The 13,793-nt window shown below is 41.9% G+C and carries 10 protein-coding genes, 3 tRNA genes and 1 pseudogene; 3 read left to right on the top strand and 11 right to left on the bottom strand.

Annotation, left to right across the window (positions count from 1 at the left end):
• From ACMHKH_RS03555 to ACMHKH_RS03510, 10 genes and pseudogenes are all read right to left on the bottom strand, one after another.
• Positions 1-553: pseudogene (locus tag ACMHKH_RS03555) on the bottom strand (RNA-guided endonuclease TnpB family protein); the annotation flags it as partial.
• Between the two features lie 240 nt (positions 554-793).
• Positions 794-1,261: a type II secretion system major pseudopilin GspG gene (gene gspG, locus ACMHKH_RS03550; RefSeq protein WP_413519291.1), complete on the bottom strand. Its 468-nt coding sequence runs from the start codon at positions 1,259-1,261 to the stop codon at positions 794-796.
• Positions 1,262-1,736: 475 nt separating this feature from the next.
• Positions 1,737-2,948 carry a type II secretion system inner membrane protein GspF gene (gene gspF, locus ACMHKH_RS03545; RefSeq protein ID WP_413519287.1) on the bottom strand — a complete coding sequence of 404 codons (1,212 nt, stop codon included), beginning with the start codon at positions 2,946-2,948 and terminating at the stop codon, positions 1,737-1,739.
• An 81-nt stretch (positions 2,949-3,029) separates the two neighbouring features.
• Positions 3,030-4,130: a hypothetical protein gene (locus ACMHKH_RS03540; protein WP_413519286.1), complete on the bottom strand. Its 1,101-nt coding sequence runs from the start codon at positions 4,128-4,130 to the stop codon at positions 3,030-3,032.
• Between the two features lie 289 nt (positions 4,131-4,419).
• Positions 4,420-5,355 carry a helix-turn-helix domain-containing protein gene (locus ACMHKH_RS03535; protein ID WP_413519285.1) on the bottom strand — a complete coding sequence of 312 codons (936 nt, stop codon included), beginning with the start codon at positions 5,353-5,355 and terminating at the stop codon, positions 4,420-4,422.
• A gap of 317 nt (positions 5,356-5,672) precedes the next feature.
• Positions 5,673-5,748, bottom strand: a tRNA-His gene (locus tag ACMHKH_RS03530).
• A 40-nt stretch (positions 5,749-5,788) separates the two neighbouring features.
• Positions 5,789-5,865: transfer RNA gene (locus ACMHKH_RS03525), tRNA-Arg, on the bottom strand.
• Between the two features lie 93 nt (positions 5,866-5,958).
• Positions 5,959-6,035: transfer RNA gene (locus ACMHKH_RS03520), tRNA-Pro, on the bottom strand.
• 248 nt (positions 6,036-6,283) lie between these two features.
• Positions 6,284-7,795: an McrC family protein gene (locus ACMHKH_RS03515; protein ID WP_413519284.1), complete on the bottom strand. Its 1,512-nt coding sequence runs from the start codon at positions 7,793-7,795 to the stop codon at positions 6,284-6,286.
• 12 nt (positions 7,796-7,807) lie between these two features.
• Positions 7,808-9,277, bottom strand: a complete 1,470-nt coding sequence (locus ACMHKH_RS03510; protein WP_413519283.1) for an McrB family protein — start codon at positions 9,275-9,277, stop codon at positions 7,808-7,810.
• Between the two features lie 285 nt (positions 9,278-9,562).
• Between ACMHKH_RS03510 and ACMHKH_RS03505 the strand changes: the two genes are divergently transcribed.
• Positions 9,563-10,297, top strand: coding sequence for a DUF4442 domain-containing protein (locus ACMHKH_RS03505; RefSeq protein ID WP_413519282.1), 735 nt, complete (start codon positions 9,563-9,565; stop codon positions 10,295-10,297).
• 102 nt (positions 10,298-10,399) lie between these two features.
• Positions 10,400-10,924: a RidA family protein gene (locus ACMHKH_RS03500; protein ID WP_413519281.1), complete on the top strand. Its 525-nt coding sequence runs from the start codon at positions 10,400-10,402 to the stop codon at positions 10,922-10,924.
• A gap of 29 nt (positions 10,925-10,953) precedes the next feature.
• Here the strand turns inward: ACMHKH_RS03500 and gspE are convergent, their stop codons facing one another.
• Positions 10,954-12,495 (bottom strand): type II secretion system ATPase GspE, encoded by a 1,542-nt coding sequence (gspE, locus tag ACMHKH_RS03495; protein ID WP_413519280.1) that lies wholly within the window; start codon positions 12,493-12,495, stop codon positions 10,954-10,956.
• Positions 12,496-12,791: 296 nt separating this feature from the next.
• On the opposite strand from gspE, the gene ACMHKH_RS03490 reads away from it, so the two are divergent.
• The gene (locus ACMHKH_RS03490; RefSeq protein ID WP_413519279.1) at positions 12,792-13,616 is read left to right on the top strand and encodes a thiazole synthase; all 825 of its coding nucleotides are present in this window, start codon (positions 12,792-12,794) and stop codon (positions 13,614-13,616) included.
• Positions 13,617-13,793: the final 177 nt, after the last annotated feature.

Here is a 13,793-nt window from a genome sequence, read left to right as displayed (position 1 = left end):
CTTGACTATCACCACACGCAGTTTTTGGGTATTCTTTAACGGTGACGCACGCATACCAAAGACCACGACTGTCCTGTACAAGCTCACAGGTGTTAATGGTGTAGAGTGCTAGATTGTAGCTATCCCACACGTCGATGGTCAGCTTTTTGCCTTTTGATAGGCTAAATTGAATGGTGGATTTGAGGCTTTTCTTTCCTGCCTTTTTGACGCCTAAATATTTTATCGCGGTATTTTTAAAAGGAATCCAACCGAGTGACTTGCGCTTAGCTTTGGGGTGGTTGGTACGCCAATTTAGCTTGGCTTTCTTGAATTGCTTTCGAGATTTAGCGTGGGTTTCAGTAACAGCTTGCAAGGTTTGACTGTGCAAATTCAAAAACTCACCACTGCCTTTTACATAAGTTGCAATATCATAAGCTGAAAAGAATTTGCCTGTTCGTTGCAAGTGTTTGAAACTCAAATCATTGACGTAATTCCACACAACGTTAACTGCGCCAGCCAGTTTATTTAGCTGATTTGCGTGTTTGTCTTTGATGCGACACTTGAGCGTTTTCATAGAGTGATTATGGTCTCAACGAGTTTGGTTGACAAGGCTGTGTTAAGGCTGAGCGACACTAGCTGACGCCTGATATCCACGCCCTAGAAGTGACGTGGTTTTACGGCGCTTTTTGATAAAAAATATCAACCAATAATGCCTTATTGGTTGATATCCATATCTTTAAAAGAGGCTATTAGCACTAAGGCATTCATCACAATCTATCTTGAATAATCCTTCGATAGACAGTGAAAAAAGTACTTATAGCTGAGCGTAAAGGTCAGCATCTTGCCCTTCGCCGCCTTGTTTCTTATCAGCACCTAGTGAAAATAAGTCATAAGGTCGGCCTTCACTACCAGGGGAAACATATTGTAAAGGTTCTTCCCAACCGTCTGTTGGATAATTGCCTTTGATATAGCCGCCATCAGGATAGTTTTTAGCATCAACAGGCGGTGTAGTCAATGCTTCTAGACCTTGCGCGGTCGTAGGATAACGACCATTATCAGATCTGTATTGATCTAATACATTAGAAACTGATGACAAAGTGATTTCAGTTGTCTTTTTTCTTGCTTTATCGCTTTGTCCAACTATATTTGGGACTACCAGAAAAGCTAAAAGTGCCAAAATTACAATCACAACCATAATCTCAATCAAGGTAAAACCTGATTGGTTATGCTTTACAGATTTTAAAGACAGTTTTATGTGGTCACTGCTAGAGCTTGAATACATTTGAATATTATTTATAGCAATTGGTGCTATCGTATTTACTTGAGTTTTATCAATCATAGTCGTCGCTTTTATTATCACAGTTATATAAGTATGAGATTAACAATGCAGTCATTGCAACTATAGACTATGACTTTATTTTTATCTACTACTGCAATAATTTTATCACCAATTATTATAAGCACTTAGCATTGATAGCTAGACAGCATCAAAACTTAAATTAGTAATTTATAGCGATAACTTTCAAGTATAGCTTACTATAGCGCAGCGACAAAGTTGACGAAAGTAAAAGCGTCTTATGGTCAACAATATACAACAGTAAGTAAAACTTAAGAAACGTAAGCTAAGGTGAAGTTAAAGCGTTGAAATACTTATCAGATAAAATAGAGTATCGCAGAGATGAAGAATCGGTATAGGAATAAATAGGATAAAAGTCATTTGAGCAAAAATATACAAACCATTAAGAGAATATAAAAAGCTAGCCAGCCAAATCATTCATATTGACAATCGGTAGCATCACTGCCATGACGATAATCATCACGACCACGCCCATCAGCACCAGCATCAGTGGCTCAAGTAATGATAATAAAGTACTGATAAAGTTGGTCGCTTCGGCTTCTTGCATATTGGCGGCGCGACTGAGCATATTTTCAAGCTCGCCTGAGTTTTCGCCACTTTTAATCATTTGAACCATCATCGGTGGGAAGTAGGCGGACTTGTCTAATTGACTGGATAAACTCGAACCTTCGGTCACTCTATCAGCTGCTGTAATAATAGCTTTTTGGATATGCAGATTGGTCGTGACCGCGGCTCCGATATGCAGTGCTTCAATTAACGGCACCCCAGAGCGTACCAATATCGCAAGCGTACTGGCAAAGCGCGCTGCATTCAGCCCTTTTGATAAGCGCGCCAGTATTGGTAATCTGAGCACGGCACTGTCTATTGCCAACTTGCCTGCTTGGGTCTTTGCAAAACGATAGAACAAAAACGCCGTACCCGCTAGTACCAATAACATCAGCCACCACCACTGCGTAATGGCGTTCGATAATGCCAAAACAACTTGGGTAATCAACGGTAACGCTTGCTCGGACTGCTCAAAAACCTTGACAATTTTGGGCACCACAAAACTCATCAAGCCCATAATGACGCCAACTGCCATAACCATCAGCACAATCGGATAAACCATGGCACCTTGGATTTTCTTTTGTAGGGCAAAGCGATTTTCGGTGTAATCGGCCAGCTGATTTAAAATCAGATCCAAATGTCCAGACTTCTCACCTGCAGCAATGGTGGCAATATAAAGCGGTGGAAAACTTGCTGCTTGCTGTAAAGCGCGTGCCAAACTTAAGCCTTCTAAAACATGCGATCGTACGGCAAGCATTAAGGATTTAATATGAGTTTTTGGTGATTGTTTGGCGACTGCTGCCAAGGTTTCCTCTAATGGAATACCGGCAGCAAGCAAGACGGATAATTGGCGGGTAAGCAGTGCCAATTCATAAGCTGAAGGTTTTTTGTAGCGGCTTTTATGTTGCCTTTGCCTATCATTAGCAGTACTGACAGCACTGACTTCAACTGGCGTCCACTGCTTATCACGCAGCTGCTGGCGCACTTGCCGCGCCGAATCACCTTCAAGCAAGCCTTTTTGCATACCGCCGCGATCGTCAAGCGCCTTATAATGATAAGCAGGCATAGCAGCGGATATCCTAAGATAGTCAAGAGTAGAAGATAATAGCGCAGTATTTGAAAACAGTGGATTTAGACAGGTGAGCGCTTAAAAAAGTGGCGTAGAATCGTTACTGTCTGGCATCAAGCCTTGTAATAATAAAACATCTAAATGCTGCTGCTGTAGCTTTTTATCAAAATCATTCACTTCAGCAATTAGCATTTTCTCGATACGCTTATCGCTCGCAAATACGCTCAAACGTGCACAAATCACTGCCAATTGATAAATGCGTTTTTTACAATAGCCATCTAAACCTTGCAGCAATCTAACCATATGCGGCGTTTCAAGGCTGGCATAATCATAATCGCTCACCACATCCTCACCAAGCGCGGTCACGCCGTAGCTGATGGATAAATGCGCGAAAAAATAACAGCTAAACAAATAACCGACTACATGACCAATATAATAACCTCTATCATAAGTGAAGCTACTAACGCCAAAGTGACTAAGTACGTAGCTATTCAGGCTGCCTTGGTCAAAGATAGGTTTATTATGCTTAAGTTTACCAATGGTAGCCAAACAAAGTGGATTAGAGCCATCCTGAGTAGTCAGCTGCCAACCTGCTGGCTGCTGAGCTGGCATATGGCGCACAATATCTTCAATAATATCATCGACCACATGCAGCTGCTGCCATAAGCGCTCAATAACATCGGTATCTATAAGCCCACGCTTATCAAGCTGCTGAGCAAGCAGGTATTGCTGATGTTCTGCAAACTGTGTTTTGAGGGTTTGGACAAGGTAAGTTGGACGGGTAGCAGCAGATGCTAGATACAATTGCTGCGTGCGCGCATGCTGCGCCTGATAAAGCGCTACGCGCTGAGTCGCTACGCTATTTTCACTATCAGCGGTAGTTGGGATTTGGTTTGTAAGGGTTTGATTTGTAGTATATATATTGAGGGAATTATTCTGAGCCAAGCTATCATCAGCAGTTGGCAAAACAAATAATGCCAACAATTCTGCTTTATTAAGCGCAGTAACTACACCTGTCTGTGTACTTTTTTCCTGCTGAATATTTAATTCGCTCTGCTTATTTTCAGCGTTAACTTTATTAGTAGCCTTGCTGCTTTTATGAGCAGACGCAGAAATATCTTGAGAGGCATCTGGAAAGTTACTTGATTTTACGCTTGGCTTTGCGGTCGGTTCAGTCATAAAACACCATCAGCTGCAAAAATAAACATCACCTACATCATACTATATTACGGATAGGCAGTAATATATCAGCACAAAATGTAGGCTACTCGAACGCCGTAGCAACTAGGCGACTTACTTATTCGTTTTTATACGTTGCTCCATAGTACATTAACCAACACTTATTGTCAGCTGTACCACTATCAAATACTAATGATAAAAAAGTATTATGAGTAAATCAAAGCTCTCATTTTGATGACTATTATCAAAAAAAGCCAAAAACCCGATAGCCATTTTTCTTAAATCACAGCTAAGCCAGTGTCTGTTGTTGATATTGTTGACGGTATGCTTTTGGTGATACACCATACACCCGTTTAAAGGCTTGGCTAAAGGTTGAGTCTGAGGCATAACCGACCAGCTCACTAATACGGCTGATACTATTTTGTTGCAAACGCAAGTAGCGCGCTGCCAAGCGCAAGCGATAATCAATCAAATAGGTAAGCGGCGGCATACCGACCACTTCTTTAAAGCGTTGAGCAAAGCTTGAGCGCGACATACCGGCAACTTCAGCCAGCTTATGAATGCTCCAGTTTTGGCTTGGATGTTCGTGCATCGCAACCAATGCCTTGGTTAAAAATGGATCTTTCATCGCTTTTAGCCAACTGTCAGTTGCCTCAGGCAGACTCTCGATAAAAACCCGCAAGCATTCAACCAGCATAATACCTGCCCAATGATTGATGATAGCGGTTTTGCCCATACGCTCATGCTCTGCTTCCAAGGTCAATAGTCGAATCTCGACATCAATCACCTCAAAACGACCATCAGACTCCTCATTAATCTCAGGCAATATCGGTGGCAGCACCGATAATAAAGGACGCATCATCTCTTTATCATACTTACACTCAATCAATATCAAAGACGATCGAGCATCGCCATCGCCCTGTATATCAAGCGAGTTTCCCGTACCATTGATAAGGAGCTCATCCAGCGCTTTAGCATTTTGTCCATGATAATTGAGTGCATAACTGAAATGATTCTGCGCGCTCGGAATCATAATAATATCGCCGGCATGTGCTTCTCTAATGCCATTACCCATATCAATACAAAAGCTACCGGACATCACCAAATAAAATAAAATCGTATCTTGTCTGGTCAGTGAATAAGACCAATTGCCTGTACCATTTAACCGATAGTATTTTGTATCGAACAAATGCACATTTTGTAGTAACACGCTCAATGCGTCCATCAACTATTTCCTCAATCACAGATACTTAATAACGTGCCACTGTCCTAAATTATAGCGATACTTAGATAATTTTTTTCATAATAAAATAAGCTGACCTTTAGGAAGCCTTTACTATCAAAGATGTATCATAAGAAAAATTGCTAAAAAACGCCAGTAGGCTATTAAATAATTAGCGCTCTAAACAGACGTAAATAATAGATCAAACAAGATAATACAAAAGTAACAGGCACAAAAAAATGCCAAAAATGGCAGCATATATTTCTAAGTGATTTTGATATAGCGCTAGAATATAAATAGAAGGGATAAAACTAAAAATATGGGGCGACTGATGGGACTCGAACCCACGACAACCGAGATCACAACCCGGGGCTCTACCAACTGAGCTACAACCGCCATAACTGTTGTCAAAATTCGACAAGATATGCAGGCTAAATGGTGCGCCTGGCAGGATTCGAACCTGCGGCCACCTCCTTAGAAGGGAGATGCTCTATCCAACTGAGCTACAGGCGCTCTTAGAGGACTTTTATATATTTTAGTCAGTTTATCATACAAGAAACCAAACCATTATACATAAAAAAAAGCCTGTAAGGCTCTTAAAATAGATGGTCGGAGTGATAGGATTCGAACCTACGACCCTCTGGTCCCAAACCAGATGCGCTACCAAACTGCGCCACACTCCGAAATTCTCTATTATCACGATAGTTTGTTGATTAACTGGTTGTTGGCAATGCCGCTAACTGGCTAACGTTCCTCGCTATCGAGGTGCACATATTAAGGGGAAACGTTGATAGTGTCAACACCTATTTTCAATTAATTTTAAAAAACTGCTAAATTATTTAAAAAAGGCTTATTTCTTATAAACTAAACGTCGACAACAGCCATTACTTAACATAGTGCTTAATAACCTAGGCGCTCATTATACTCTATCTTATACCAGAAGCAAGTCACTGTTTATGCAGCCGGTCATTACATTAAATGGCATTAGCCATAACTGTGCATTGGATGTCGTAGTATTGGGCTGCTGGTTATGCGACAAACTAGGCTGGCTGTGTTGTCTTAGCGCTTCTGCCTGCCTCTGATTATCTTGTACGGGATATACCAGCCATACTTGCTCGGCTTGATAAGCCTGCGCGTAGCTGCTCAATTGATAGGCATCGCTAGCAGCAATGTTGCTGGCATGCGCTAAATGCTTCCATTTAATATCAATCACATGACTATAGTGACCTACCTGTTTTTCTGCTGATTGATTTGTTTCCAAATGCTCTATTGGTAAATTATCATCATTCATTCCTGTACTTTCAGCATTCGAGCGTACCTGCCGATAAATCAATAAATCGGGACGAATAGATAAACACGCCTGCCCTTCTGCATCGTTTAGCCAAACACGCTGCGCTTGAAACAGCGGTTGATAATTCTTACTTTGTTGTTGAAAAAATAACGCGATGCGCTGACTTGCCCATTGCTCAAACGCTTGGTTCATATCAATCAATAAGCATAAGCGCGGCGGTATAGACTTATTATTAAATGGTTTTGGTGAATCAATGCTATGACCAGTTTCCATATTTGACTGATTAAGCAACCAATAAGCTAAATCCACTAACTGTAGGGCAGCTTGCAATTGCAGCGCATTCAGCGGTTGAATTTCAAGCTCACGCTTTGCTTGCTGAGCTATCGACTGCAACTTCTGCCTTTCATGTTTTTGCAATTCAGACACGTGCTGCCACGGCTGTAAATAATGAGAGATATTTGATTGGGATAGCAAAGGCATTAGCAGCTTTAATGCACTCTTAATCATTCTATTACCTAGCATCTCTTGGCTCAGCACACTGCGCTCACAAACAAATTTATGTGGTTGCATACTGTTATGGCGTAATTGCTCCTTTATGAGCAAGCGCCCCTGTAGTGCTGCTTGGTTATGAATTTGGGTTTGATATTGCTTGGTCGGTTGATAATGCACTAAGCACTGCAGGAATTGCTTAGCCAGCCAGTCTGACAAAGGTAATGCTGCCAGCGGTAGCGCTGCCAGTTTGTCACTAACCTGACCGAAATTTTTGCTATGAGGTAATTTGTGATCGTTACTATTTACCAAGTCTGACAGCATATTTTGTACCCAGTGACGAGTTTGCAAAATATCCGTATCTGCTAGCGACTTATTTAACTGAAATGGCTGCTTAATAGAATTGCTAGTAGTATGGGAGATAAGTTTTGGCAGTATCTCAAGAGTCATTCCACTGGGCAGCATAATGACGCCGATATAATGCCCAACTTTTAGCTGCCACTTTCCCTGCTTACGTTTAATGCTAAATACCGACAGCTCTTGGATTATCAGCCACTGAAAATCATTATCGTACAAAAAATCAGACAACGTTAAGTGCTGATGTTCAAATACCGTCATGATATTGGTTACAGAGTTTTGAGTTTGCCTATGCTTATTGATCACCGATTAGCATCCTCATGGATATAAGCGTTGATAGACGGCGGCATTAGCAAACTCGCCAGCTTTGGCGATAAGGTCGGTGTTTATTGCATAGCTACCTGCATTTATAGACTGAGTAAAATAGGATTGCTGTTCTGAGAACATTAGATTTTGGCTAAGTCTCTGCTTGGGTATCTGCTTATCTATTAACCCAAAGCTATCATGAATAAACTGCATCGATATTGGCTGCTGTTCATCTCTAAAAATATACTGCAAGACGGCGACTTGCCCGCCTGCAGCTTGGGCTAATTGCGGAATAATTTGTTCAACGAGTGCCATTTGCAGCTGCTCAAGACTCTGTACTGAGAATAAAAACGCATGACCCAATTGCGCCTCAATTCCTAGCGTTTGACTGATACGATGATTCAATCCAGTTAACACTTTGCCTAAATCGATAGACTCAGTTTCGTCGGTTACTTCTGACCCTTTATTCAAGTTGAGAATCGATAATAGCTCAGGCTTTGGTGGACAGTCAATAAAGCGAAAACGACGACGCAGCGCCATGTCTAATGGTGCTAAAGAATGATCTTGGGTATTCATGGTCGCATAGATATCAACATTAACAGGCACGCTAAATGCGCGCCCAGAATATGCCAAATTGACCGTCATCGCATTGGGCATGCTCGCTCGTTTATCAGGTTCAATAAGACTGAGCAATTCGCCAAAAACGCGTGAGACGTTGGCACGGTTAATCTCATCTATCAGCATCGCATAACGCTGCTGAGGGTCGTTTGCCGCACGCTGACAGAGCTTTAAAAAGGCGCCATCAGTAATCGCATAAGTCATTTGCGACGGGCTATTATTCGACTGATTAGAAGCTGCCATCACAGGTCGGATACCTTCGACAAACTCTTCATAGCCATATGCTTGATGAAAGCTGACCATACTAAAGCGCTGTTGCTGAAATTGTTTATTTTGGCTAGCCTGGCTTTGGTTGGATTGGGTTAAATTGGTACTGTTATCACGCTGTACTTGTTGAAACTCTGCTAATTGCTGTGACAAATCAGTCAACAACGCCATGCTATCAGGCAATAAATACCACGCGCCGCTAGGGTCTTTATCAAAATAGGATTGACCAGCTCTATTTTTATACATAACGGTTTGTGAGCTGGCTGGACTGTGCATTTGTAGCACAGACCATGCTGTATTGCTTAAATTTTTCTCTCTTTCATTTTGCGCTGCTTTGGCGACAAAAAATTCATGATTGACGACTTCAGGTACTTTGACCAAATCTTGTTGTTGCACTTGAAAATCTAAGAATATTAAACAGACCACCTCACGCCAGCTCAATTCTTGCAATAGCTGCTTAAGCAATTCGTCATCATTTATCTTAGGGATATAGTCGGTATATTCTTTTGCAATTTGTAGCAATCGATAGGTTTTACCCGTACCAGCAACGCCCGTATAAATAATATTAATTGGCTTGTCATTCGACCCATCAGGCATGGCATTATCCAACAAAAAGGGGTTTATATATTGTCATTATAGACATTGCATACATATGATATAAGCATTTGAATGACTAACATTCAGAGTATTAAGATGCGGTTACGTCACTGTTATTTTGTAAGCGCAGCAGTTCATGGTAATAATAGTAGCGACTGAGCAGTTAATGTACCATAACTACAATAGCTGCTAGGATAAAGGCGATTTGGCGACTCATCCAGCGTCCAAGCATTTTTACTTTAGCATCATAAGCATTGTAAATCCCACTCAATTGAGGAATGTTATATGTCAGGATTATTAAAAAAACGCCCTAGCAAGCTGAACAAAAAACTGCCAGCCAAAATAGCCGACATTGCAAAACCTACGGTCGACAAACCTAACAGCACGCTGAAACCAATCAATAATCAATTTAGCAAATTATTATCCGTTACCAAATACTTACCTGCTGGCGCGCGCTCAAGCATTTTATCAAAAGCCTTTGGTAAAGTCGTACCCTATGTTGGCACCACGGGCGTCTATTATGAAACCGTTGAGCCAAATCAAGTGGTAGTCAGCTTAAATAATAGCAAAGCCGTACAAAACCATATCGGCTCTATACATGCCGTTGCCATTACCTTATTGGCTGAAACGGCAACAGGCTTTATCTTAGGCTTAAATCTGCCATCTGATCGAGTATTATTAATTAAGTCTTACTCAGTGAATTTTTATCGTCCGATTAAAAAAGGACAGATGGCTGCCATCGCAAGCTTATCTGATGAGCAGCGTTTGGATATTTTAAATACCCCAAAAGGCGAGATGGTCATTCCGTGCGTCATTCATGACCGTGAGTCGGACAGCGAGCGCGACCCTATCGTCGTCGAGATGACGTGGGCGTGGATACCCAAGTCTGAGTTAGAAGCGCGTCGTCAAGGTAAAGCCAACGAAAAATCAGTAGAGGCTGATACTAAAGTAGAGTCAAAAGAAACCGAGCAAGACAGTCAGTCAGCGGCTAATGATGATGAAGCGGTTGTAAACAAGTAATTGATAAAAAATACGTCAAAACAGTGCGCTATCTAGATTAAAGTATTTTGATAGCGTATCTGGTATCGTAGTTATTTATAAAATGATAATAAGGAGACAATGATGTCCAAAACGATTGCTAAAGCAATTCATAAAGTAGCTTCTAAAACAAGGGCTACCAATTTATCCAAGGTACTCCTCGTCGCTGCTTGTACATTAGGATTTGCCGTTAGCGCCACGGCGGCACCTGAGAAAGCTGCGACCCAAAATGCTACTATTACCAAATCTAGCCCTGTATTCTTAGGTGATGGCGGCGACTACCCCTTTTCAGAAGCGGTACGTGTCGGCGATACTTTATATATGTCAGGTCAAATTGGTTTTAAAGATGGCAAGCTGGTCAAAGGTGGTGTCAAAGCCGAAGCCAAACAAGCACTAGATAATATCAATAGCACCTTATTAAAATATGGTTATCAAAAGTCAGATGTCGTTAAATGTATGGTAATGCTCACTGATATGGACGATTTTAATGACTTTAATAAAGTCTATAAAGCAGAATTGGCTAAGCCCTATCCTGTCCGTTCAGCTTTTGGTGTGGCTGAATTGGCAGCAGGTGCAAGTGTAGAAATTGAATGCATGGCTGCCAAATAAATATTGAAATTTTACTCTAAAACTCTTATTTAAACGATTAAAGCGTCCTCGGTTAGGGCGCTTTCTTTGGTCACTCGTAGCACCTCTTCTAACGTCGTACGTCCCGCTATGACCTTACGCAAACCATCAGCACGAATCGATGGCGTCTGTTGCCGTGCATATTCTTCTAGCTCGTACTCGGCGGTATTGCTATGAATCATACGGCGCAGCGCATCATCAACAGGCACCACTTCATATATCGCCGTGCGCCCTTTAAAGCCAGATTGATTACATTTATCACAGCCGACTGGTTTGGGAAGGTTAATGGGTGCAACATCGCTATTGAGCGTACTTAATCCCAAACCGATTTCAGTAAATAACTTGGCTTGTTCAGGGTCAGCTACCTGCCAGCCATGGCAATGCGTGCATAAGGTACGAACCAAACGCTGGGCGACGACACCTATCAATGATGACGATAATAAAAACGGCTCAACGCCCATATCTTGCAAGCGCGTCACAGCACTAATAGCCGTATTGGTGTGCAATGTCGATAATACCAAATGCCCCGTTAAGGACGCTTGTACAGCAATTTCTGCAGTTTCTAAATCACGAATCTCACCGACCATCACTACGTCCGGATCTTGACGCAACATCGCGCGCAAGCTTTTAGCAAAGGTCATATCAACCTTATTATTGACTTGCGTTTGCCCAATACCATCAAGCTGAAATTCAATGGGATCTTCAGCAGTTAAGATATTACGGGTCTGATCATTTAAATCCGTCAATGCTGAATACAGTGTCGTGGTCTTACCTGAGCCTGTAGGTCCTGTCACCAAAATAATGCCATGCGGGCGATGAATTAAGCGTTTAAGCTCGTTATAATCATTATCAGACAGCCCTAAGTAAGTCATATTTAATCGACCAGCTTGCTTATCTAACAGTCGCATGACTACGCGCTCACCAAAGCTTGATGGTAATGTCGATACACGCACGTCAACTTCTCGTCCTGCTAGCCGTAAACTAATTCGTCCATCTTGTGGCACGCGCTTTTCAGCGATATCTAATTTAGCCATTACTTTGATACGCGATACTAATAATGGTGCTAATTGACGTTTTGGCGTAATGATTTCTTTGAGCTCACCATCGACACGAAAGCGTACCACTAAACGTTTCTCAAAGGTTTCGATATGAATGTCTGATGCATTAAGACGGATGGCTTCGGACAATAACGCATTAATCAGCCGAATAATGGGCGCATCGTCTTGTTGGTCCATTAAGTCTTCAGTTTCAGGTACACTATCTGCCAAGCTATCTAAGTCAGGATGGTCTTCAAGCCCAGCAGCGATATGCTGTGATTCGCCAGTATTGCCCGCGTAAGCAGCGTTCATGCGCTTTTCAAAATCATCCGAGCTGGTGCTATCATAAACTGGCACACCGCGGACACCTTGCTGCTGCAAAAACCGCACTGCTTCATTAATCGCTGATAATGGCGTCGCCTTGGTTAGTACCAATGTCGGCGGCAATTCAGGATCGATAGCCAGTATGACCAAAATCTGATGGCGTTTTGCAAAACTGTACGGCAGTTGCATCATAAAGACGACCTAATAAATAACCCAATTAGAAACAGCTTGGAAAATAAACGGCAGCATAAAAGCTAGGAATTTAGACAACTTAAATCGTTAAACACGCTAAAGTTTGTCAGTAAGCTTGCATGAGTTTGTTATAATAACATTTTGCTTTGAGCAAGTAGCAAAGCTTTGATTAGATTTTGACTTTTGCTCAATCAGCGCTATTATCGTAGACTGCAAATAGAGATTTTTTGCTGACTTATATGATTGATACGAGCCTTTGTTTGTCACCTTTACTCGCCCGCTATTAGGATATCCTTATGTCACAAGCTGCAACTTCTATCATTAGTCCTACGCTACTTTCGCAAGATACTTTTACGGTCGGTAGTCGCACCTTTTCTTCTCGATTATTGGTCGGTACGGGTAAATATAAGGATATGGCTGAAACTGGCGCGGCAATCGGTGCGTCAGCAGCAGAAATCGTAACGGTCGCTATTCGTCGTACCAATATCGGTCAAAATCGTGACGAACCAAATTTGCTCGACGTAATTTCACCAGATAAATATACCATCTTACCCAATACAGCCGGTTGTTTCGATGCAGAAACGGCAATTCGCACTTGTAAGCTTGCTCGCGAGCTATTAGGCGGGCATAATCTGATTAAGCTTGAAGTATTAGGGGATGAGAAAACGCTCTACCCTAATGTAATGGAAACGTTAAAGGCGGCAAAGGTATTGATTGATGATGGTTTTGAGGTCATGGTTTATACCTCAGACGATCCTATCGTTGCTCAAGAGCTTGAAAGTATGGGCTGCGTAGCGATTATGCCATTAGGTAGCTTAATTGGCTCAGGTTTAGGTCTACTTAATCGCCATACGCTAAGCCTAATTGTTGAAAATGCCAAGGTACCAGTATTGGTTGACGCCGGTGTTGGTACGGCATCTGATGCGGCGATTGCGATGGAGCTTGGCTGTGATGGCGTGCTGATGAATTCAGCGATTGCCAACGCCCAAAACCCGGTGATGATGGCACATGCCATGAAACACGCCGTTTGGGCAGGACGTCAGGCATTCTTAGCCGGTCGTATGCCGATGCGAAAAATGGCCATTGCCAGCTCGCCGCAGACAGGATACTTTTTTCAGTAGTTTTTTGACTACTTTTGAAGAGCTTTTTTTAGTCAGTTCTTGACTGCAAGATTTTAGGTAAACTTTTAGTTGGAAATAGGTTATAAAGAGATAAGGCTGCATTTTTATACTGGCATATCTTATTAATTATTCTTTATAACCGCGTAAACCCTGATTCATTGAATATCTTCTCATCGT

Origin of the sequence: Psychrobacter glacincola (assembly GCF_965118485.1) — a bacterium.
GTDB lineage: Bacteria > Pseudomonadota > Gammaproteobacteria > Pseudomonadales > Moraxellaceae > Psychrobacter > Psychrobacter glacincola_D.
This window is presented reverse-complemented; position numbering and strand designations above follow the sequence as displayed.